Origin of the sequence: Qipengyuania flava, assembly GCF_011762005.1 — a bacterium.
In the GTDB taxonomy this organism is placed as follows: domain Bacteria; phylum Pseudomonadota; class Alphaproteobacteria; order Sphingomonadales; family Sphingomonadaceae; genus Qipengyuania; species Qipengyuania flava.
Genome location: NZ_JAASQU010000001.1, coordinates 1,016,913 through 1,037,913 on the forward strand (window position 1 = coordinate 1,016,913; position 21,001 = coordinate 1,037,913).

28 protein-coding genes are annotated in these 21,001 nt (G+C 64.0%); 9 read left to right on the forward strand and 19 right to left on the reverse strand.

Translation table 11 applies throughout. From position 1 onward, the window contains the following. Window positions 1-125: 125 nt before the first annotated feature. Window positions 126-1,025, forward strand: coding sequence for an EamA family transporter RarD (gene rarD, locus FHS69_RS04980; protein ID WP_166776758.1), 900 nt, complete (start codon window positions 126-128; stop codon window positions 1,023-1,025). Here rarD and pyrC read toward each other — a convergent pair. Then, window positions 1,003-2,040: a dihydroorotase gene (pyrC, locus tag FHS69_RS04985; RefSeq protein WP_166776759.1), complete on the reverse strand. Its 1,038-nt coding sequence runs from the start codon at window positions 2,038-2,040 to the stop codon at window positions 1,003-1,005. The genes rarD and pyrC overlap by 23 nt on opposite strands. 38 nt (window positions 2,041-2,078) lie before the next feature. Here pyrC and ygfZ point away from each other — a divergent pair, with 38 nt between their 5' ends. After that, window positions 2,079-2,825 carry a CAF17-like 4Fe-4S cluster assembly/insertion protein YgfZ gene (gene ygfZ, locus FHS69_RS04990; protein WP_166776760.1) on the forward strand — a complete coding sequence of 249 codons (747 nt, stop codon included), beginning with the start codon at window positions 2,079-2,081 and terminating at the stop codon, window positions 2,823-2,825. Here ygfZ and FHS69_RS04995 read toward each other — a convergent pair. Beyond that, complete coding sequence (locus tag FHS69_RS04995) at window positions 2,806-3,405, reverse strand: TetR/AcrR family transcriptional regulator (RefSeq protein ID WP_166776761.1); 600 nt, start codon at window positions 3,403-3,405, stop codon at window positions 2,806-2,808. The two genes, ygfZ and FHS69_RS04995, sit on opposite strands and share 20 nt — an antisense overlap. Before the next feature lie 114 nt (window positions 3,406-3,519). On the opposite strand from FHS69_RS04995, the gene FHS69_RS05000 reads away from it, so the two are divergent. Further along, window positions 3,520-4,398 carry a metal-dependent hydrolase gene (locus FHS69_RS05000; protein WP_166776762.1) on the forward strand — a complete coding sequence of 293 codons (879 nt, stop codon included), beginning with the start codon at window positions 3,520-3,522 and terminating at the stop codon, window positions 4,396-4,398. A gap of 69 nt (window positions 4,399-4,467) precedes the next feature. On the opposite strand, the gene FHS69_RS05005 is transcribed toward FHS69_RS05000, so the two are convergent. From FHS69_RS05005 to rplU, 3 genes are all read right to left on the reverse strand, one after another. Beyond that, the gene (locus FHS69_RS05005) at window positions 4,468-5,010 is read right to left on the reverse strand and encodes a GNAT family N-acetyltransferase (protein ID WP_067502051.1); all 543 of its coding nucleotides are present in this window, start codon (window positions 5,008-5,010) and stop codon (window positions 4,468-4,470) included. A gap of 224 nt (window positions 5,011-5,234) precedes the next feature. Next, a complete protein-coding gene (gene rpmA / locus FHS69_RS05010) occupies window positions 5,235-5,504 on the reverse strand; it encodes a 50S ribosomal protein L27 (RefSeq protein WP_067673038.1) in 270 nt (89 codons plus the stop codon). A 12-nt stretch (window positions 5,505-5,516) separates the two neighbouring features. Beyond that, entirely contained in the window at window positions 5,517-5,939 is a 423-nt protein-coding gene (gene rplU / locus FHS69_RS05015) for a 50S ribosomal protein L21 (RefSeq protein ID WP_166776763.1), read from the reverse strand. 188 nt (window positions 5,940-6,127) lie between these two features. Between rplU and FHS69_RS05020 the strand changes: the two genes are divergently transcribed. Continuing rightward, a complete protein-coding gene (locus tag FHS69_RS05020) occupies window positions 6,128-6,646 on the forward strand; it encodes a hypothetical protein (RefSeq protein ID WP_166776764.1) in 519 nt (172 codons plus the stop codon). 72 nt (window positions 6,647-6,718) lie between these two features. Here the strand turns inward: FHS69_RS05020 and FHS69_RS05025 are convergent, their stop codons facing one another. From FHS69_RS05025 to coxB, 14 genes are all read right to left on the reverse strand, one after another. Beyond that, window positions 6,719-7,141: a hypothetical protein gene (locus FHS69_RS05025; RefSeq protein WP_166776765.1), complete on the reverse strand. Its 423-nt coding sequence runs from the start codon at window positions 7,139-7,141 to the stop codon at window positions 6,719-6,721. A 74-nt stretch (window positions 7,142-7,215) separates the two neighbouring features. Then, window positions 7,216-7,683, reverse strand: coding sequence for a molybdenum cofactor biosynthesis protein MoaE (locus FHS69_RS05030; protein WP_166776766.1), 468 nt, complete (start codon window positions 7,681-7,683; stop codon window positions 7,216-7,218). After that, window positions 7,676-7,918, reverse strand: coding sequence for a MoaD/ThiS family protein (locus FHS69_RS05035; RefSeq protein WP_166776767.1), 243 nt, complete (start codon window positions 7,916-7,918; stop codon window positions 7,676-7,678). The genes FHS69_RS05030 and FHS69_RS05035 overlap by 8 nt, the downstream gene beginning before the upstream one ends. 4 nt (window positions 7,919-7,922) lie before the next feature. Then, complete coding sequence (locus tag FHS69_RS05040) at window positions 7,923-8,222, reverse strand: Rossmann fold domain-containing protein (RefSeq protein ID WP_166776768.1); 300 nt, start codon at window positions 8,220-8,222, stop codon at window positions 7,923-7,925. Next, the gene (locus tag FHS69_RS05045) at window positions 8,219-8,593 is read right to left on the reverse strand and encodes a dihydroneopterin aldolase (protein ID WP_067469528.1); all 375 of its coding nucleotides are present in this window, start codon (window positions 8,591-8,593) and stop codon (window positions 8,219-8,221) included. The genes FHS69_RS05040 and FHS69_RS05045 overlap by 4 nt, the downstream gene beginning before the upstream one ends. Before the next feature lie 10 nt (window positions 8,594-8,603). Next, window positions 8,604-9,494, reverse strand: coding sequence for an RsmD family RNA methyltransferase (locus FHS69_RS05050; RefSeq protein WP_166776769.1), 891 nt, complete (start codon window positions 9,492-9,494; stop codon window positions 8,604-8,606). After that, window positions 9,494-10,885: a threonine synthase gene (thrC, locus tag FHS69_RS05055; protein WP_166776770.1), complete on the reverse strand. Its 1,392-nt coding sequence runs from the start codon at window positions 10,883-10,885 to the stop codon at window positions 9,494-9,496. The genes FHS69_RS05050 and thrC overlap by 1 nt, the downstream gene beginning before the upstream one ends. A 50-nt stretch (window positions 10,886-10,935) precedes the next feature. After that, window positions 10,936-11,457, reverse strand: a complete 522-nt coding sequence (locus tag FHS69_RS05060) for an SURF1 family cytochrome oxidase biogenesis protein (RefSeq protein ID WP_166777067.1) — start codon at window positions 11,455-11,457, stop codon at window positions 10,936-10,938. A 137-nt stretch (window positions 11,458-11,594) separates the two neighbouring features. Continuing rightward, on the reverse strand, window positions 11,595-12,416 hold the full coding sequence (locus tag FHS69_RS05065; protein ID WP_067469521.1) for a cytochrome c oxidase subunit 3: 822 nt from the start codon (window positions 12,414-12,416) through the stop codon (window positions 11,595-11,597). 67 nt (window positions 12,417-12,483) lie between these two features. Then, window positions 12,484-13,056: a cytochrome c oxidase assembly protein gene (locus FHS69_RS05070; RefSeq protein WP_166776771.1), complete on the reverse strand. Its 573-nt coding sequence runs from the start codon at window positions 13,054-13,056 to the stop codon at window positions 12,484-12,486. A gap of 124 nt (window positions 13,057-13,180) precedes the next feature. Then, on the reverse strand, window positions 13,181-14,098 hold the full coding sequence (locus FHS69_RS05075; RefSeq protein WP_151885529.1) for a heme o synthase: 918 nt from the start codon (window positions 14,096-14,098) through the stop codon (window positions 13,181-13,183). Window positions 14,099-14,121: 23 nt separating this feature from the next. Then, window positions 14,122-15,081, reverse strand: coding sequence for an alpha/beta fold hydrolase (locus FHS69_RS05080; protein ID WP_166776772.1), 960 nt, complete (start codon window positions 15,079-15,081; stop codon window positions 14,122-14,124). Between the two features lie 86 nt (window positions 15,082-15,167). Beyond that, entirely contained in the window at window positions 15,168-16,877 is a 1,710-nt protein-coding gene (gene ctaD / locus FHS69_RS05085) for a cytochrome c oxidase subunit I (RefSeq protein ID WP_067469515.1), read from the reverse strand. Between the two features lie 30 nt (window positions 16,878-16,907). Beyond that, window positions 16,908-17,948 (reverse strand): cytochrome c oxidase subunit II, encoded by a 1,041-nt coding sequence (gene coxB / locus FHS69_RS05090; RefSeq protein WP_243844528.1) that lies wholly within the window; start codon window positions 17,946-17,948, stop codon window positions 16,908-16,910. A gap of 211 nt (window positions 17,949-18,159) precedes the next feature. Here coxB and pyrE point away from each other — a divergent pair, with 211 nt between their 5' ends. The 5 genes from pyrE to lepB are packed head-to-tail and all read left to right on the forward strand — an operon-like array spanning window position 18,160 to window position 20,996. Further along, window positions 18,160-18,741, forward strand: a complete 582-nt coding sequence (pyrE, locus tag FHS69_RS05095) for an orotate phosphoribosyltransferase (RefSeq protein WP_166776773.1) — start codon at window positions 18,160-18,162, stop codon at window positions 18,739-18,741. Continuing rightward, a complete protein-coding gene (locus FHS69_RS05100) occupies window positions 18,738-19,478 on the forward strand; it encodes a pyridoxine 5'-phosphate synthase (protein ID WP_166776774.1) in 741 nt (246 codons plus the stop codon). Before pyrE ends, FHS69_RS05100 begins: the two co-directional genes overlap by 4 nt. Further along, window positions 19,479-19,727, forward strand: coding sequence for a hypothetical protein (locus tag FHS69_RS05105; protein WP_166776775.1), 249 nt, complete (start codon window positions 19,479-19,481; stop codon window positions 19,725-19,727). After that, window positions 19,724-20,125 carry a holo-ACP synthase gene (gene acpS / locus FHS69_RS05110; RefSeq protein ID WP_166776776.1) on the forward strand — a complete coding sequence of 134 codons (402 nt, stop codon included), beginning with the start codon at window positions 19,724-19,726 and terminating at the stop codon, window positions 20,123-20,125. The genes FHS69_RS05105 and acpS overlap by 4 nt, the downstream gene beginning before the upstream one ends. A gap of 16 nt (window positions 20,126-20,141) precedes the next feature. Continuing rightward, entirely contained in the window at window positions 20,142-20,996 is an 855-nt protein-coding gene (gene lepB, locus FHS69_RS05115; RefSeq protein WP_232036773.1) for a signal peptidase I, read from the forward strand. Window positions 20,997-21,001 lie beyond the last annotated feature (5 nt).

The following is a 21,001-nucleotide window of genomic DNA, read 5'->3' on the forward strand; positions in this document are numbered from 1 at the left end:
CTTTACGCCCCCGAATCTGAACCGAATGCAACCGCGCTGTCAGATTCGGATTTTTCGACGAAGCGTTTGCGACCCGTCGGCGGATTGCGCTTGCGACCCCCTCCAGGGCCGCCTAGCGCGCGCCAATGAACAGCGCCCCCGCCCCGCTCGATCGCACCGGACTGACGGCTGCGCTTGGCGCCTACGTCATCTGGGGGTTGATGCCGCTCTACCTGCTGCTGGTTCGCAGCGTGCCCGCGTTCGAATTCGTTGGCTGGCGCATCATCTGGACGCTGCCGCTGTGCCTTCTCATCGCGCTGTTGCGCAAGCAATGGCCCGAATTGCGGGCGGCGTTCGCCCATCGCCGGACGCTTGGCTGGCTCGCGCTCAGCGCCACGCTGATCGCGGTCAACTGGGTGGTCTATGTCTGGGCGATCCAGAACGGGCAGGTCTATGCCGCCAGCCTGGGCTATTACATAAACCCGCTGGTCAATGTGCTGCTGGGCACAATGTTGCTCGGCGAGCGGCTGACCAGAAGGCAATGGATTGCCGTCGCGCTTGCTGCCATCGGTGTCTCGCTGCTCGCGGCAGGCGCGCTGACAACCTTGTGGATCAGCCTGACGCTCGCGCTCAGCTTCGGCAGCTACGGCCTGATTCGCAAGCAGGTCGCGGTCGGAGCGGTCCCCGGGCTGACGATCGAATCGACCCTGTTGCTGGTGCCTTCGTTCGGGGTCGCGCTTTATTATGCGCAGACCGAGGGTTCGTCCTTCGCGGTATCCCCCGAACTCAGCCTCGCGATCATGGCTGGTGGAGCTTTCACCGCCTTCCCGTTGCTGCTGTTCGCCATCGCCGCGCGCAAGCTGCCCTACTCGACGCTGGGCTTCATCCAGTTCCTCGCGCCGAGCATCGTTTTCATTCTCGGGCTCACCGTTTTCGGCGAAGAGCTGAAACCCGCGCAAGCCGCCTGCTTCGCCTGCATCTGGGCAGCCGCGGCGGTGTTCGCATGGGATATGATCGCGCGGTCTAGGAAGCCAGCCGCCAGCTGAGCGTTTCGCCCGCATGAAAGGGCACGATCCGCGCCTCGCCGCCGTCGACTTCCTGCGGGACCTCGACCGGGGCCTTTTCCAGCGTAATCCGCTCCTCGTTTGGGGCGAGCCCGTAGAATGCCGGGCCGTTGAGGCTGGCGAAGGCTTCGAACCGGTCGAGCGCATCCTCGTCCTCGAACACCTGCACATAGCTCTCGAGCGCGAATGGCGCGTTGAAGATACCGGCGCAGCCGCAGTCGCTTTCCTTCGCATGGCGATGGTGCGGTGCGCTGTCGGTGCCGAGGAAATATTTGCCCGAACCGCTGGTCGCTGCACCGCGCAGCGCGAGGCGATGCTGTTCGCGTTTCGCCACCGGCAGGCAATACATATGCGGCCGGATGCCGCCGACCAGAATGTCGTTGCGGTTGATGTGCAGGTGCTGTGGCGTGATCGTGGCCGCAACGTTGGGGCCCGCGCTCTCGACGAAGCTTACCGCCTGCATTGTGGTGATGTGCTCGAAGATCACGCGCAGCGTCGGCAGCCGGTCGACCAGCGGTTGCAGGATCCGATCGATGAACACCGCCTCGCGGTCGAAAATGTCGATGTCGGGCGTGGTCACTTCGCCATGGACGCACAGCGGCATGCCGATTTCGGCCATCCGTTCGAGAACGCCCATGATGTTCGCAACATCGGTCACGCCATGCGCCGAATTGGTCGTCGCGCCCGCGGGATAGAGCTTGGCCGCGGTCAGCACGCCGTCGGCATGCCCCGCCGCGAGATCGTCGGCATCGCTCTCATCTGTCAGATAAGCGGTCATCAGCGGTGTGAAGGCGACACCCTCGGGTACGGCCGCCACGATGCGATCGCGATAGGCTGCCGCCAGCGCGGTGGTGGTGACCGGCGGGGCGAGATTGGGCATGACGATGGCACGCGCGAACTGGCGCGCGGTTTGCGGCACCACCGCGCGCATCGTCTCACCATCGCGGAAATGCAGATGCCAGTCGTCGGGGCGGCGGATTGTCAGCGATTCGACCATGCGGTTGCCTATGGCCGCGAGTGGCCTATCTGTCACGCATGACCGCTACCCGTCTCAAGCATCGCGCCGTGATCCGTATGTTGAGCGAAGACCCCGAAGAGGATGTCCTCGCCTTCCTTCAGGGTCTGGTTACGAATGACGTAACCGGCACGCTCCCCGTCTATGCCGGATTGCTGACGCCACAGGGCAAGACGCTGTTCGACTTTCTCGTCTGGCCGGGCGCCAAGGGGGAAGCGCTGATCGATTGCGAAGCGAATGCCGCGGAGGATCTGGCCAAGCGGCTTTCGCTTTACCGGCTGCGCCGCAAGATCTCGATCGCGCTCGATCCGTCGGTAGCGGTACACTGGCAGCGCGAAATGGGCGATGGCGGTGCGGTCGATCCCCGGCTTGGAGCTTTGGGCCAGAGGTGGCTGGCGCCGGTGGTAGAATCGCAGGACGGGAATGCGGATGAGGAATGGCGTAACCATCGGCTTGCGCTGGGGGTGCCCGAGGGCCGGGCCGAACTCGCCGATATCCTGTGGCTTGAAACCAATGCGGTCGAACTCAAAGGGGTCAGCTTCGACAAGGGCTGTTACATCGGTCAGGAAAACACTGCACGGATGAACTGGCGCAGCAAGGTCAACCGGAGACTGGTGGTCGTGCCGCTGGACCAATCGGACGCCAAGCGCCGCAAGGCCGAATATCCCGATCTCGGCCTGGCAGTCGATCACTTGCGACTGGACGCCATCGATGTCGCCGCCGCCCCTGAGTGGATGAAGCCGGGGCTCAGTCCTTCGGACCAGTAATCTCCATCGAGCGCACGAGCATCCGCTCGGCCCGGTCGCGCGCCGCCGTTTCCGGCAGGCCCAGCGAACGCGACAGCGCCGTGCCGATCAGTGCATCGCCCATTGCCATCAGCACCAGCGCGAGCGTTTCCTCATGGACCTGCGCGGGCTGCGCGCCGTGTTCGGCCTCTTCGGGTGCGATCTCGTCCACCAGTTGGTGAATTGTCTCCACGATCGGCGTGAGCGCGTCCTCATTGCCGGTCAGGATCATCCAGCTGGCTAGTGCGCCTGCCCCTTCCTTGTCGAAAGCGTCGAACGCCAGATCGACCACCTCGCGCGGGCTGCCCAGCCCTGCGCGGCTCGCGCGCACGGCATCGATGATGGTGTCGCAAACAGCCTTTGCGAGATGCCCGGCCAGCTCCTTCTGCAGCCCTGCCGCCGAACCGAAATGATGCAGCAGGTTTGCATGGGTGCGCCCGATACGCGCGCCGACCGCCTTCAGCGTGACCGACTGCGGCCCGGTTTCGATCAGCAGCCCCCTCGCCGCCTCGAGCGCGGCGAGCCGCGACTCTTGGGGCGATAATCTTTTACGTGTGGCCATTGCGACGGCGTTAACCCATCGGGACGCGCGGGCAAAGCGGTAACCACTTATTATTGACAGCTATGTAAGTAGCGCTTACTTACATCAATGTCAGTTAATCACGCGGAGCCCAGCATGAACGCCCCCGTCTCGATCGATACCGACCTGCGCCAGCGTGCGCCCACACCCGACGATCTTACCATCACCGTTCGTGATGAACGTTTCAATCGCGGAACCAACCCGCGCCGGTGGTGGGCGGGCGAACCGTTCGGGACCGCCTGGCACAATGCGTTGTCAGCCACCTTCCCGCGTGGCGAGGCCTTCTTCATCGAAGCGGTGAAAGCGCATCGCGAAGGCGCGGACGCCGAGCTTGATGCGGAAATCCGCGCATTCGTACGTCAGGAAATCAACCACACGCGCGAACACATAGCCTTCAACCGGCTGGCCGAAGATGCCGGCTACGACATCAAGGCGATCGATACGCGCGTGGCCGAAATGTTGGCGCTGACCAAGGACCGCCCGGCCATCGCCAATCTTGCGGTCACCATGGCGCTGGAACATTATACCGCGATGATGGCCGCCGAATTTCTCGAGAACCCGGCGCATTTCGCCGAAGCCGATGCCGAAGTCCGCGACATGTGGCGGTGGCATGCGGCCGAGGAAATCGAGCACAAGGGCGTCGCCTTCGACACCTGGAACCACGCCACGCGCGACTGGACACCGGGCAAACGCTGGCGGGTGCGGAGCCTCGTGATGGTCAGCGTGACTGCGCGCTTCTTCAAGAATCGCTGGACCGATTCGCTCGAACTGCTCGCGCAGGACGGGATCACCGGTTGGAAAGCGAAATGGGGCCTGTTCAAATATCTGACGGTGAGCCCGGGCATCGTGCGCCGCATCTTCCCCGCATGGCTGGCCTATTTCAAGCCGGGCTTTCACCCCTGGGATCATGACGATCGCGAGCTGATCAAGCTTTACGAGGGCGATTTCGCCGACGCCCTCATGCCCGCCGAATAAGGCACAGCGCCAGAATGCTAGAAGGCCCCGCCGGCGATCTTCGCCAGCGGGGCCTTCTCATGTCGGGGATCATGCCGCCTGAAGCGGCATCCGCGCTTCCGCATCGAGATCGAGCCGGTATAGCGCGCAGGGTGCGGTCTCGCCGCGTCCGCTGCTGTGCCGCGGGACGATCTTGCCGGTGGGCAGGAAACCAGCCTTGCGCAGCACGCGGCCCGACGCGGGATTGTCGGTGAAATGGCCCGCCTCGATCCGCCGGTAGCCGAGCAACCGCGCCACCTCGAGCGCACCACGCGCAGCTTCGCTGGCATAGCCGCGCCCCCAGTGATCGCGCGCGATCCAGTAGCCGAGCTCGGCGTCGGCGCTGTCACAAGGATCGATGCCAATGCAACCGATAACTTTCGATCCCTCGGCAGAAGGCAGCGTAATCAGGAACACCGGATAGCGGGCGTCCTGTCCGCGCATGACGAACTCACGCGCATGTCGGGGGAGGTAGGGCCACGGCGCGCGCGCCAGATTGCGGACGACACCTTCATCGGCGATCCCGCGCATCAGCGCATCGGCATCTTCGGGCCATGCAGGCCGCAACAGCAGCCGCTCGGTTACATGGAACATCGGTAATCTCCCCGTATCTCCACGCTCCGGGCTCCTAGGCCGGACGCGTGACAATTGCGTGATGGCGAAAGAAAATTTCACCGCGATTGTCGAAGAGGGAGAAACGACGAGAGGGAGACGGATGCCTTCCCTGGCGGAAAGGTCCCATCTCCCTCTTCGGCTGCCGGATCATGGACCCGGCTGGGACCGTCCCGTTTGGACGATCCCGTTATCGGAGCGTCCGGTTATTCGGCGGCTTCGGCCATCATGTCGACCGAGACGAATTTGCGGTCGAGCTTGCCCTTGTGGAAGCGCACAATACCGTCGGTAAGCGCGAACAGCGTGTGGTCCTTGCCCATGCCGACATTGGTGCCCGGATAGAACTTGGTGCCGCGCTGGCGCACGATGATGTTGCCGGCGACGACGTTCTCGCTGCCGAACTTCTTCACGCCAAGGCGACGACCGGCCGAATCACGACCGTTACGCGACGAACCGCCTGCTTTTTTATGTGCCATCGTCCGCGCTCCTTACTTCTTGGCTTCGGTCTTCTTGGCGGCGGCCTTCTTGGGCGCAGCCTTCTTGGTAGGAGCCTTGTCCTCAGCTTCAGCCTTCGGAGCAGCTTCCTTCTTCGGTGCGGCCTTCTTGGCCGAGCCGGTGCCGACGTCGGTGATACGCAGCAGGGTCATCTGCTGACGGTGACCGTTCTTACGGCGATAGTTGTGACGGCGACGCTTCTTGAAAACGACCACCTTCTCGCTCTTGGCCTGCGCAATGATCTCCGCCGAAACGGTGACCTTGCCGGCATCCGAAAGCGCGTCGCCTTCGCCCGCAAGCAGGACGTCGCCCAGCGTGATGGTATCGCCGGCTTCGCCAGCCAGCTTCTCAACCGCGATCTTGTCTCCGGCGGCAACCCGGTATTGCTTGCCGCCCGTGCGCACTACTGCGAACATGGTGGTTATCTCTCGTTCAAATTGCTGTGCCGTGATCTTGCGAATGCACGGCGCACCCGTCAGGCCGCAAGGAGCAGCCCCGGAAAGAAGCGTGCCGTTAAGCGATAGGTGGCGGCAAGTCAACGCTTGGTGCGAGGAATTTTGCATCCGCGCTGGTCTGCGCCGCCGTGCGTGATATGGACCGGGGCATGTTCGATCGCAAGCCCGCCGCCCCGCTGTTCGCCGCACTCCTGCTCGCCGGATGCGCTTCGACCGCGGGCGATTCCTACCCCTCGCTCGCAGTCCGCGACGTCGAACGTGCCGAAGGGACATTCGAGCCTGCCGCACCGCGACAGCTCGACGTGCCGCCGGTCGTCATAAATGCGGAGGGCGACATCCCTGCCCGGCTCGAATCGCTGGTCGCCGCAGCACGCGATGCGCATGAGCAATTCACCGCAGCAGTTCCCGCAGCTCAGCGTCGTGTGCAGGCAGCAGGCAATGCGGCAGTCGGCAGCGACAGCTGGGCGAGCGCGCAGGTGGCCTTGGCCGACCTCGATTCGGCGCGCAGCAACGCCGCGGTGGCGCTGGGCGATCTCGACATTCTGTTCACCGCCGCAACGGTACAGGCACAGGATACTGCAGCGATTGCCGCGGCACGCGCCACCGTCGTTGCGCTGGTGACCGAGGAAGACGTCGTGCTCGAACGGTTGCGCGCGCAGGTGCGTTGAACGGCACGGTGCACGCGAAAACGCGGAACCGGTCGCCCCGGCCCCGCGTCTCCCCCCGCATTCTTTCGCGTGTCAGACCAGCGCGGCGATGATCACCGTGGTCACACCCCAGCAGAACACCAGGGCAGGCAGGATCAGCACCTGAACCGCGGCATCGCGGGCCGAAACGCGTCCGGTATGCGTAGCGATTCCCTGGCTGGCCAGCCGGGCCCAGCTCATGTTGCGGCCCTTGTGGTCGGGCGTGATCCGCGTCCACAGTGCAGGCAGCCCGAAACCGGCGACGATAAAGAGCGTGAAGATCACCATCGGAATGATAAGCCCCGGCGTCGACAGCCCCGCAGCCATCACCGCGAGGAAGCCGAGATAGAACGCCACCGTCGCGACGTAGAGCCCTTTGGGCAGTTCGAAGCTGCGATCGACCTCATGGCGAACCTTGGGTGCTGCGTGGATCGCGGCGTGTTCGGCAACGAGTTCACGGGTGAAATGCTTGGACATGGCGTGCTCCTTTGTTGGAGCCGTGATGCGCCGCGCCGCTGGGCACTTCCTTGATCTGGATCAAAGCCGGGCGATTATTTCCAGCGCGCAAGGTCCGCGTGATCCTGGCTGCGCGGCTCGATCCAGTGCCAGCCGTCCGCGCGGCGCTCGCGCTTCCACAGCCACGCTGCCGATTTGAGGTGGTCCATCAAGTAATCCGCCGCCGCGAAGGCGTCGCGCCGGTGTAGCGCAGCGGTTGCCACCAGCACGATCGCTTCGCCCGGCACCATCACCCCGATGCGATGCCAGACCACCGCGCCCGTCAGCGAGAACCGGTTTCGGGCGGTATCCGCCAACGCCTGTATCCCGGGCAGCGTCAGCGGCTTGTAATGCGTGAGTTCGAGCGCTTTGACATCGCCATCGGGACGGACCTTGCCCAGCATGGATACGATCGCCCCCGCCCCGCCCTGCGCGGCGTTGAAGGCTGCCAGCGCCTCGCCGACCGACAGCCCGCTGTCCGTCAAGCGAACGTCGAGCGGCGATTCGAGACGCAGCCTAGCCACCGCTCACCGGGGGAAGCAGCGCCACTTCGTCGCCATCGCCGGCGGTAAGCGTCGTCTTATCGGCAAGAACCCGCCCGGCACAGGCGATATGCACACGTTCATCCCGCAATTGGCCAGCGACTTCAGGCCCGACCGCGTCGAGCAATCCTAGCCAATCGAGCGGAGCGGGAATTTCACGCTCCGCGCTGCCCGCAAGATCGGCCAGCGGACCCAGGAAAAGGACGCGCACTGCCATCGGCTCAGACCTCCAGATATTGCCCGGTGACCCCGGGCGCCGCGGCGAGATAGGTTTCGCAGGCAGCCAGCGCTTCGCCCTCGCCCGCGACGAGATTGACGCGAACCGGCGCGTGCTTGCGTGCCAGCCCGGCCACGATTGCGCAGCGCCACTCTCGGTGCGTGTGATCGGCCGCAGGCAGTTGCACCATGACGTCCTCGCCCTGAACCAACGTGGCTTCGACATGCGCCAGCCAATGCTGGTGGAACACGCCCGATGCCGCGAGCGGGTCGTCCGGCAGACCGTCGACCACGATGCGTTTCATCCGCGTCGCTCGCGGTGGAGGGTAATGCCGATCTTCTCGTCCGCTTCGGCAATCGCGAGCTTGACGATCTTGACCGTCACGGCCTCGATCCGCTTGTCCTGCACGAACAGCGTTTCGCAGACGTGGTCGGCGACCGCCTCGATCAGCTTGAAGTGCACGCCTTCGGGCAAGGCCTCGGATGCGGCGAACTTCAGATCCATGTAGTTCTTCGAATGATCGAGCGACGTCTCGGGATCGTACCGGCGCAGGGGCTTCATCCGCACCTTGATGGTGAAGCGCAGCGGCTGCGGCCGCCCGGTTTCTTCAGAGTAGATGCCGGTGAGCACATCATGCTCGAAATCGGCCACTTCGAGAATCAGCGAATCGTCCATGCGCCGCCTCCTAGCGCGGATTGGACCAGCGCGCGAAGATCGCGGTGGGCAACAGCCGCCCGCTGCCGTCTTCCTGTACTGCCAGGTCGCCGTGTTCGATTTTGCCCGGCAGGCCCGCGAAGACCTCGTCGAGCAAGCCACCGAGCGCGAGACTGCTCATCCGAACCGCATAGACGGTCAGGAAGAGGAAACGACTGTCAGTGTCGAGCAGTTGGCGGCAATCGGAGACCAGCGCGGGCAGGCCCTCTTCCAGCCGCCACACCTCCCCATCGGGTCCGCGCCCGAACTTGGGCGGATCGAGGATGATCCCGTCGTAGCGACGCCCGCGGCGTACTTCGCGCGCGGCGTATTTCATCGCATCCTCGACCAGCCAGCGGATCGGTCGCTCGCCGAGACCCGCCAACGCGGCATTCTCGCGCGCCTGTGCGACCGATTTCTTGCTCGCATCGACATGCGTCACGCGCCCGAAGCGGCTCAGTGCCTGCGTACCGACACCCGTGTAGCCGAACAGGTTCATCGTCTCGGCGTCGCGCGCCTCGCCCAGCTGCTGCCCCATCCAGTCCCACACGGGGGCCATGTCGGGGAAGAAGCCGAGGTGCCGGAATGGCGTGCATTGCGCAGTGAAGCGCGCTTCCTCGCCCCAGCCCAGTTCCCAGCCGTCGCGCGGCACTTCGCGCGAATACTGCCAGCGACCGCCACCGTCCTCGTCGCTGCCAGGAACGAATTCGCCATGCGCGTCCCAGCTTTCCGAGCGCGGAGACCACATCGCCTGCGGTTCGGGGCGGATGAAGCGATAATCGCCATATTGTTCGAACTTGCGTCCATGGCCGCTGTCGAGCAGGCGATAGGCATCCCAGCCCTCGCCCACCATCAGCACCGGGTCGCGAACCAGTTCGGCCATCAGGCAGCGTGTCCGACGATATGGTCGCGCACCGCCTCATAGGCGCCAGAAAGCTCGGTATAGGCTTCCTCGCGGGCGAAGAGATCACCCACGCGCGGCGGCAGCGCGGGACGCGTGCCGGTGGCGCGTTCCACCGCGTCGGGGAACTTGGCCGGGTGTGCCGTGGCGAGTGTCACCACCGGCACGTCGCGCGGCAGTTCCACGGCCCGTGCGGCGTGGAGGCCGATCGCGGTGTGCGGATCGATTACCTGAGCGCAATCTTCGCAGGCCCAGCGCATCGCGCTCGCCATGTCGTGCTCGTCGGCGCGCAGGCTGGTGAACAGCCGCGCCGCGCCCTCGCGCTGGGCATTGGTCAGCTGCATCGCGCGCGTGCTCTCGAAGCCGCGCATCTGCTCGGCCAGTGCAGCCCCGTCACGCCCCCCGACATCGAACAGCAGCCGTTCGAAATTCGAACTGACCTGAATGTCCATGCTAGGTGCCGCGGTGGGCGTGACCGTTCCCGCCGAATAATCACCCGCGCTGAGCGCCCGGTGAAGGATGTCGTTGACGTTGGTCGCCACGACGAGCTGCTCTATTGGCAGTCCCATCCGAGCCGCGACATGGCCCGCGAAAACGTCACCGAAATTGCCCGTGGGGACGCTGAAGGCGAGCTTGCGCTCGGGCCCGCCCAGCTGAATCGAAGCCACGAAGTAATAGACCACCTGCGCCATCAGGCGGGCCCAGTTGATCGAATTGACCGCGCCGATCCGGTGCTTGGCGGTGACGTCGGCATCGGAGAAGATGCGCTTCACCATGGCCTGCGCGTCGTCGAAGCTGCCGTCGATCGCGATGTTGTGGACATTGGGTGCGCGGACGGTGGTCATCTGTCGGCGCTGGACGTCGCTGACGCGCCCCTTGGGGTGCAGCATGAATATCTCGACCCGGTCGAGCCCCGCAACGGCATCGATCGCGGCGCTACCCGTATCGCCGCTGGTGGCACCGACGATGGTAAGCTTGCCGTCATCGCGGGCCAGGAATTCCTCGAACAACAAGCCCAGCATCTGCAAGGCCACATCCTTGAAGGCGAGCGTGGGGCCATGGAAGAGTTCGAGCAGCCACTGGCGCTCGTCGAGCTGCACCAGCGGCGTCACCGCCTTGTGCGAAAAACGCCCGTAAGCCTTGGCGGTAAGTTCGCGCAGCCGCGCCGGCGTGAGACAATCGCCGACGAAGGGCTCCATCACCCGCGCCGCGATCTCGTCATAGGGAAGCCCGCGCATTGCGGCGATTTCCTTATGCGAGAATTGCGGCCAGCTTGCGGGCACATACAGCCCGCCATCCGATGCGAGGCCGGCCAGCGTGACGCCGGCGAAATCGAGCGCCGGGGCGCTACCGCGAGTGGAGACGTATTTCATCGTTTCCGGCGGTTAGCCGCGCAGCCCCCGGCGGGCAAGCAAGCGGCTCTTTAATCCGCCCTAGCCCGGGTGGAGCGGCGGCGCAGCGCGAGGATGTAAATGACCAGCGCGGTCAGCGCGAAGAAGAACCACTGACCGGCGTAGGCGAGATGGTTGTTGGGCAGGTCGCGCGGATCGGGTGCGGCCAGCGGCTCGAGTCCAGCGAGCGGCTCGGTCGCGACGATGCGCCCACCGGGAGCGATCGTACCGACGACACTGCCGCCATCCCATTCGACCGGCTCCGGTCTGCGCGAGAATCCGATATCCACCCGTGCGGTCGTCCCATCCGCAAGCAGGCAAGTGGCGCGCTGGGCAAGCCCCTTTTCCCCGCGCAGACTGGTTCCCGCGACCGTGGTAAGCGACTGCACCGTCGCACACTCCACGCGCGTACGTCGATAAAGCAGCTCTTCGCGTGCTTCGGCATCGCTCGGCAGGATCACCTCGTCGCGTGCGGCCAGCGAGCGCTCGGCCTGCGCGATCAGCGCTTCCTTTTCGTCCTTGCGATCGAGTTGCCAGATACCGAGCCCGATCATTGTGGCGATGGCCGCGGCGACGATGACGGTCGGGATGATGGGTATCCGCACGGTGGATCAGCCTTTTGGGAATGCGTGAAGGGCAGCCGCGGCGATGCCGGGCTGCCCTTCGCGTGTTTCAGCCATGCCGAGTGGCATCAGTGAACGGCAGCGCCCCAGCCGCCCCAGATGTAGACGACGATGAAGAGGAACAGCCACACCACGTCGACGAAGTGCCAGTACCATGCCGCAGCTTCGAAGCCGAAGTGCTGGCGCGGGGTGAAGTGGCCCTTGTAGGTGCGCACGAGGCAGACGATCAGGAAGATCGTTCCCACGAGCACGTGGAAACCGTGAAAGCCGGTCGCCATGTAGAAGGCCGAGCTGTAGGTGTTGCCGCCGAACGCGAACGGCGCCGCTGCGTATTCGTAAGCCTGGATCGCGGTAAAGACCGCACCCAGCAGAATGGTCAGCCAGAGGCCCTTCTTCAGCCCTTCGCGATCACCGTGGATCAGCGAATGGTGCGCCCAGGTAACCGTGGTGCCCGAACACAGCAGGATCAGCGTGTTGAGCAGCGGGAGGCTGAAGGGATCGATGACATATTCGATCGCTGCGGGCGGGAAAGTCCCGCCGACGACGTCGGACAATTCGCTGGGGAACAGCGCGAAATCGAACCAGCTCCAGAACCAGCCGACGAAGAACATCACTTCCGACGCGATGAACAAGATCATGCCGTAACGCATGTGCAGCTGGACGATCGGGGTGTGGTCGCCGCGTTCGGCTTCCTTCACGATCTTGGCGAACCAGCCGAAGAACGTGGCGATCAGGCCCGCAATGCCGAGACCCAGCACGAGGTGAGCGCTAGCCATCTCGTGCATGTAAAGCACCATGCCGCTGGTGAAGGTCAGCGCCGATACCGAGGCTACGAAGGGCCAGATATCGGGTTCGAGGATGTGATATTCGTGATTGACGTTGCCAGCCATTGTACTCGCGTCCTGGGATTTCGCTTCGCGGGTGCCCTTAATGCGGCATTGCGCGCGGGTCTAGGGGCTACTCGGCAGATTCCAGAGCCCGGTGGAAAGTATAGGACAGCGTGATCTGCTCCACGCCCTCCATGTTCGGGTCGTCCAGCGCTGCCGGATCGACGAAATAAAGCACCGGCATGCGCACTTCCTGGCCCGGCTCGAGCACCTGCTCGGTGAAGCAGAAACACTGGATCTTGTTGAAATAGGCGCCGGCCTGCTCGGGCTCCACGTTGAAGGTGGCGGTACCGGTGATCGTCTCGTCGGAATTGTTCTTGGCGATGTAGATTGCCATATCGCGCTGGCCGATGGTGATCGTGTCCGTCACCTGCTCGGGCCGGAAACTCCATGGCACGTCGCCCGCGGTGGTCCCATCGAAGCGGATCGAAACCGTCTTTCCGCCCGCGCTCGCACCAAGCCGTTCGGCCAGTGCGGCCTGGCTCTCGGTCGCCCGCTGCGTCGTACCGCCAAAGCCCGTGACCTGGCAGAACAGTTCGTAAAGCGGGACCGCAGCATAGCCGAGGCCAAGCATGGCCAGCGCGCCACCGAAAGCGAGCAGCGCGGTGCGATTTTTGCGGGTTTCGAGAGTAGCGGCAGTCATGGCGTGGCTCACATCCGGGCGATGGTAATCACGTAGAACAGGACGGCAAGGAACAGCAGCACGCCGCCCAAGACGAGGTTGCGGCTCTTCTGGCGGCGCTTGAGTTCGGTTTCTTCTTCGGGGGTCATGCGATCCATCCCTGGTTGGCCAGAACCCGATCCGCCACAAGCGCAGCGAACAGGGCAAAAAGGTAGATGATGCTGAAAGCGAACAGGCGCTTCTCGGGCTTCATCGTGTCGTTGAGCCCGGTTTGCCGGAAAGCGACCGGAACCGAAAGCGCAAGGAAGGCAAGCGTCAACGCAAGCGAAGCAACACCATAAACGTAGGACGTTCCGCCAATAAACCATGGCGCGGCGGCAACCGGAACCAGCAGCACGGCATAGGCCAGGATCTGGCGGCGGGTCGAAGCCTCTCCGCGCACGACGGGCATCATCGGAATGCCGACATTGGCGTAATCGGTCTTCACGAACAGCGCGAGCGCCCAGAAGTGCGGCGGGGTCCACATGAAGATGATCAGGAACAGCAAGACGGGCATCAGCGAAATCTCGCCGGTCACCGCCACCCAGCCGATCAGCGGAGGGAATGCCCCCGCCCCGCCACCGATCACGATGTTCTGCGGAGTCCGCGGCTTGAGCCATACGGTATAGATGACCGCGTAATAGAAGATCGACAGCGCGAGGATCGCGGCAGCGAGCCAGTTTACCCCCAGCCCCATGATCATTACCGAGGCGGCCGAGATCAGCACGCCGAAATCGCGCGCATCGGTGCGGTTCATTCGTCCCGAAGGCAGGGGACGCGCCGCGGTCCGCTTCATGCCTGCATCGATATCGGCTTCCCACCACTGGTTGAGCGCCGCCGCCCCGCCTGCGCCCAGAGCGATGCACAAGATCGCGGTGAAACCCAGCACCGGATGGATGCTGCCGGGCGCGGCCAGCAGTCCGCAAAGGCCGGTGAAGATAACCAGGCTCATCACGCGCGGCTTGGTCAGCGCGAAGAAATCGCGCCATTCCGCGGGAAGCTGTGTGGGAACGGTCTGGGTCATGGAATCGGGCGCCATATAGGGCGTCAGAGCCGCTTTAGCCAGTCAATCAGCACTGCATTGACCTGTTCGGGGCGCTCCTGCTGCGTCCAGTGGCCGACCCCGTCGAGGATATGTCCTTCGGCACGCGGTGCGAACATCTTCACCAGCGCAACGGGATCCTCGATCGCGCCGAACAGGAAGGTCGCGGGATCGCGGGTTCCGCCGATAAATAGCGCGGGTTGTTCGATCCGCTTGCCCGCCCAGTTCTGCAACCATGCGTAATCGGCTTCGTGGTTGCGGTAGCGGTTGAGCGGACCGCGAAAGCCCGACGCGGTGAACTCGGCCTCGTAGAAATCGAGGTCGTCTTCGGTGAGCCAGGCAACCGGAGCCGGGTCGGGCAGACCCTCCAAGAAAGTCGCGCCCAGCGGCTTGTCCCAGTAATCGCCCGGCGGCACATCGCCGCTGATCGAATACATCATCCGCTGGACGAAATCGCGCGGGTCCGCCCCGGCCTCGGCTTCCGCTACGCCCGGTTCCTGGAAATACTCCTGGTAGAAGAACCGGCCCTGACTGGTGAAATGCTCGCGGAAGACTTCGGTGAACGGTCTTTGCGGGACGCCGGAGAATGGCACCGACATGCCTGCAACCGCGCGGAAATGTTCGGGATGCGTCAGCGCGCTGTTCCAGACGATCGGCGCGCCCCAGTCATGTCCCACGAGCACGGCGGGGGCATCGGGTGACAACGCTTTGCGTAGGCCGATCAGATCGCCGACAATCCACTCCATCGCATAGGCTTCGACCGGCTGCGGCTTGTCGGATCCGCCATAGCCACGCACGTCGACCGCGCAGGCGGTGAAGCCCGCATCGGCAACCGGACCGATCTGGTGGCGCCAGGAATACCAGCTTTCGGGGAAGCCATGGACCATGATGACAAGCGGCCCCTCGCCTTCCACGGCGCAACGCAGGGCTGCTTCACCAGTATCGATCGTGCGCATTTCAGGCATGTGTTCTCTCCCCGGCGGACATGAAAAAGCGGCCGGCCCACCATGGGACCGGCCGCTCTTTTCTGTCCAGTGCCTAGCTGCAGGCTTCAGGCCGGCTGCGGCTTGCTCATGTGGTCGTGGGCCGTGTGGTGGTCCTCGATCACGGGAAGCGTTTCGAACTGGTGGAACGGCGGCGGGCTGGAGAGCGTCCATTCCAGCGTCGTCGCGCCTTCGCCCCACGGATTGTCGGCGGCCTTCTTGCCCGCGACGAAGGCGTAGACGATGTTGACGAAGAAGAAGATCATCGACGCCGCCATCAGCATGTAGCCGAACGAGCTGATTTCGTTCCAGTAGGCATAGGCATCCGCATAGTCGGGGTAACGACGCGGCATGCCCTGCAGGCCGAGGAAGTGCTGCGGGAAGAAGATCACGTTCACGCCGATGAAGAAGCCCCAGAAGTGCAGGTGCGAAAGCAGTTCGGAGTGCATCCGGCCGCTCATCTTCGGGAACCAGTAGTAGAAACCGGCAAACATCGAGAACACCGCACCCATCGACAGCACGTAGTGGAAGTGCGCCACCACGAAGTAGGTGTCGTGGACCACGTCGTCGACGCCGCCGTTGGCGAGGTAAACACCGGTCACGCCGCCGACGGTGAACAGGAAGATCATGCCGATCGACCACACCATGGGCGATTTGAACTCGATCGAGCCGCCCCACATCGTGGCGATCCAGCTGAAGATCTTCACACCGGTCGGGACCGCGATGACCATGGTCGCCGCGGTGAAATACATCTTCGTGTTCACGTCGAGACCGACGGTGTACATGTGGTGCGCCCACACGACGAAGCCGACCACGCCGATCGCGACCATGGCGTAGGCCATGCCGAGATAGCCGAACACCGGCTTACGGCTGAAGGTCGAAACGATCTGCGAGATCATGCCGAAGCCCGGCAGGATCATGATGTACACTTCGGGGTGTCCAAAGAACCAGAACAGATGCTGGTACAGGATCGGGTCGCCGCCGCCGGCGGGATCGAAGAAGGTCGTGCCGAAGTTACGGTCGGTAATCAGCATGGTGATCGCGGCCGCGAGCACAGGCAGTGCGAGCAGCAGCAGGAAGGCGGTAACCAGCACCGACCACACGAACAGCGGCATCTTGTGCAGGGTCATACCCGGCGCACGCATGTTGAAGATGGTGGTGATGAAGTTGGTCGCACCGAGGATCGAACCCGCACCGGCAAGGTGCAGCGAGAAGATCGCGAAATCGACTGCGGGACCGGTCGAGCCGGTGGTGGACAGCGGCGCATAGACGGTCCAGCCCGTGCCCGCACCCGGACCCGTGCCACCCGGCACGAAGAGCGAGAACAGCAGCGAGACGAAACCGGCGACGGTCAGCCAGAAGCTGACGTTGTTCATGCGCGGAAAGGCCATGTCGGGCGCCCCGATCATGAGCGGGACGAACCAGTTTCCGAAGCCGCCGATCATCGCGGGCATGACCATGAAGAAGACCATGATCAGGCCGTGCGCGGTGATGAACACGTTCCACATGTGCAGCGCCGTATCGAAATCGGCACTGCCGCCCATGAACTGCGCCCACCACTGCAGGTGCTGGATGCCGGGTTCGGCCAATTCCATGCGCATGATGCCCGAGATCGCGCCGCCGACGATACCCGCGATGATCGCGAAGATCAGGTAGAGCGTACCGATGTCCTTGTGGTTGGTGGACATGAACCAGCGAGCGAAGAAGCCGGGCTTGTGGTCGGCGTCGTGCGCATGGTCCTCGGTATGGGCCTGGAAGCTGTCGGCGGTGGTAGCCATCGTGCTATACTCTCGAGCTAATCGTAATTCTTAGACGGTCGGGGCAGTGCCGGCACCGGCTGCGCCGGGGACGGAGCTTTCCGGTTCCTGCAGCGGCGCGGCTTCCGCCGCTTCCGCTTCGGCACCGGCGATCGTGCCGCCCTGCGCCAGAACCCATGCATTGTACTGATCCATCGGCAGCGCTTCGATCGCGATCGGCATGTAGCCATGGCGCGCGCCGCACAGTTCCGAACACTGGCCGTAATAGACGCCGGGCTCGTCGATGAAGAGCATCTTCTCGTTCAGCCGGCCGGGAACCGCGTCGAGCTTGAACCAGAGGCTGGGCACCGCGAAGGAGTGGATCACGTCGGCCGCGGTCGTCTGGAAGCGGATCGGCACGCCAGCAGGCACGACCATCCGGTTGTCGACCGCCAGCTGGTGCGGTTCGCCACGCGCTTCGGCTTCTTCCTTGTCGAGCATGTTCGACACGACTTCGAAGTCGCCATTGTCGGGATAGGCGTAACCCCAGTACCACTGGTAGCCGATCGCCTTGACCGTAATCGCGTCTTCGGGCGGCGACTTGTACTGCGCGCTCAGCAGGCCGATCGACGGCACCGCGATGGCGAGCAGGATAAGTGCGGGAACGACCGTCCAGATGACTTCGATCAGCGTGTTGTGGCTGGTCTTCGACGGCACCGGATTGGCGCGCTTGTTGAAGCGCAGAATGACATAAACGAACAGCGCGAGCACGAAGATGCTGATCAACGCCATCACCCAGACCAGGCCGATATGCAATGCATTGGCCTGCTGGCCGATCGGCGAAAACTGTTCCTGGACATCGATTCCCTTGGCGACGGGCATGCCCTTGCCTTCGGTCGGCTTCATCGGTGTGTAAGCGGCTGCACCTGCAGCCACGTCTTCGCTCGATGCATCGGCGGCAACCGCCGGATCGGCCGCTTCCGCCTGTTCGGCGACTGCCGCTTCAGCCGCGGTTTGCGCTACGGCACCCTGCGCGCCGAAGGCCAGCATCGCCGCCATTGCCAGGCTGGCTACAATCCGATGGAACCCGTTGAGGGAGCCGAGATTCTTCATTGTCTGGGCACTCTTTCGTGTCGTCTCTCTTGTCGGGCCGATGGGAGAGCGGATGTCCGGCGTCGGGCGCTGGACGCACCCCTGCCGGGGCCCGATTTCGCCCGCCCTATAGGCAGGGAATGGCTGTGCCTCAAGCGTGTGACCGATAAAAATGTGCAAGCGGCTTTGCCTCTTGCGCAATCGCGCGCAAGGCGCTTTGGACCCAAGCACCATGACCGATGAAGAAATCCTCCACGAATTCCGCGCCAGCGAAGCTTTGCTCGAAGGCCATTTCAAGCTCTCCAGCGGGCGTCACAGCGGGCACTATCTGCAATGTGCACGGGTGTTGATGAACCCCGAACGCGCCGGTCGCCTCGCCTTCGCGCTGGCGCAGAAGATCCCGCGCGAGACGCGAAACCAGATCGATGTGGTCGTCAGCCCTGCGATGGGCGGGATCATCATCGGCCAGGAAATGGGTCGTGCATTGGGCAAGGACGCCATGTTTCTCGAGCGGCCCGACGGTGAATTCCACCTGCGGCGTGGATTCCGCCTCGAACCCGGCGCCAAGGTGCTGATGGTCGAAGACGTCGTCACCACCGGCCTGTCGAGCCGCGAGGCAATCGCGGCGGTGGCACGCGAGGGAGGCGAAGTGGTGGCCGAAGTGGCGCTGGTCGACCGGAGCAACGATGAAGCCGATCTAGGCGTGCCCTTCTATCCGCTCGTCGATATCAATTTCCCCACCTATGCGGAAGACGAGCTGCCCTCGGAACTGGCCGCGATCGAAGTCACCAAGCCGGGGAGCCGCGCGGCGTGACGGCAGCGCTGCGTCTGGGCGTCAACATCGACCACGTGGCGACGATCCGCAACGCGCGCGGGGGCGATCATCCCGATCCGGTTCGCGCTGCGGAAATCGTGGCGGCAGTGGGCGGCGACGGGATCACCGCGCACCTGCGCGAGGACCGGCGCCATATCCGCGATGCCGACCTCCAGCGGATCCAGCAAGCGACCGACCTGCCGCTAAACCTCGAGATGGCAGCCACCGACGAAATGCTGCAGATCGCGCTGGCGCACGCCCCGCACGCGGCATGCATCGTCCCCGAGAAACGCGAGGAGCGCACCACCGAGGGCGGTTTGGATGCCGCCGGGCTGCACAACCAGCTTGCGCCGATCGTGGGGCGGCTGGCCGATGCGGGCATCCGCGTGTCCCTGTTCATCGAGGCGAGCGAACGCCAGCTCGAGGCCGCGCATCGCCTCAGGGCGCCAGTGGTCGAATTCCACACGGGCGAATATGCGCATGCCGGGCTCGATGGCGATGACGAGCGCGAAGCGCGCGAACTGGAGCGGATCGCGGCCATGTCGCGCATGGCCCGCGATCTCGGCATCGAACCGCATGCGGGCCACGGGTTGACCTATGAAAACGTGAAACCGATCGCTGCGATTCCGGAACTGGCAGAGCTCAACATCGGCCACTACCTCGTCGGCGAGGCGGTGTTCGTGGGTCTCGAAGCGGCGGTCCGCCGCATGCGCGAACTGATGGATGAGGCACGCTAGGTGTCACCCACTTACGCATTGTCGGTATGGCGGTCGATCAGGACGACCTTCGTCCTGTTCCTTATCGTCGTGCCACTTGTCATACTGGCCAATGGCCGAGGCGATGACGGCGCGGGAACCGGTTGGAGCGAACTCGCGGCTCCGGCACTCGGCCTGATTGCCTTTGCGGGACTGTTCGCAGAACTGTGTCGCCGCGCGATCAACCACTTCGCAGGTGAAGCCATCTGTCATTGGAGCAGCCGCGCATGATCATCGGTCTCGGCTCCGACCTGTGCAATATCGAGCGTATCCAGAACTCTCTCGAGCGGTTCGGCGAACGCTTCGAGAATCGCGTTTTCACCGAAGTCGAGCGCGCGAAGGCCCGCCGGCGCCCCTTCACCATCGCGGGCACATACGCCAAGCGCTTCGCGGCCAAGGAAGCCTTCTCCAAGGCCGTCGGAACCGGTTTCCGGCAGGGGGTCTTCATGAAGGACATCGGCGTGGTCAACGCGCGCTCGGGCGCACCGACGCTGGCATTGACCGGCGGCGCGGCGATCGTGCTTGCGGAAATGGTGCCGTCCGGCCATGAGGCGCGCATTCATCTTACCCTCACCGACGACCATCCATGGGCACAGGCCTACGTCATCATCGAGGCCCTACCCCAGTGACCACGGCGCCACGGCAGTGAACAAGAAATCCGAAAAATCCGACGAAAAGGTCGACTGGATCGCGGAGATCCGCGGGCTGGCGCTCATGCTGCTCGCGGTGTTCGCCTTTCACAGCTTCATCGCCAAGCCGTTCTACATCCCGTCCGAATCGATGATGCCCAACCTGCTGGTGGGCGATCGGCTGGTGGTCAGCAAATATCCCTATGGCTGGAACTGGAGTTCGATCAGCTTCCATCTCGCCCCGCGCGGCGATTGGCGGGTAATGGGGTCGACGCCCGAATATGGCGATATCGTCATCCCCGTACATCCCGAGCGCGACGAGGACTACATCAAGCGCGTGGTTGCGCTGCCCGGTGACCGGATCGCGGTGCAGAACGGGCGCATCATCCTCAACGGTACCCCGGTGGAACAGAAGGTCGAGCCCGCGATCGCACTGCCGCTCGATGCCAATTCGCGCTGCGACGGCTTCGGCTTCGACGATTTCCGCGGCGAGACCGGTGACGGCACGCCCGTCTGCCGCGTGCCCGTCCTGCGCGAAACGCTGCCCAATGGCGCGACCTATCTGGTAATCGACCACCAGACGCAGGAGCTCGACAATTTCGCCGAGATCACGATCCCCGAAGGCCATGTCTTCGTGATGGGCGACAATCGCGACCATTCCGCCGACAGCCGCGAACTCAACCATTCGCGCGGTCTGCTCGGGCCGATCCCGCTGGAAAACATCGGCGGACGCGCAGAATTCATCACCTTCTCGCTCGACGGTACGACCTCTCTCAATCCGGTCAGCTGGTGGACCTCGCTGCGCGAGGGTCGCGCCTGGTCGACATTGCGTCCCGCGATCGCGGAACGAAAAGCGGCTGCCGAGCGCTAGGAAGC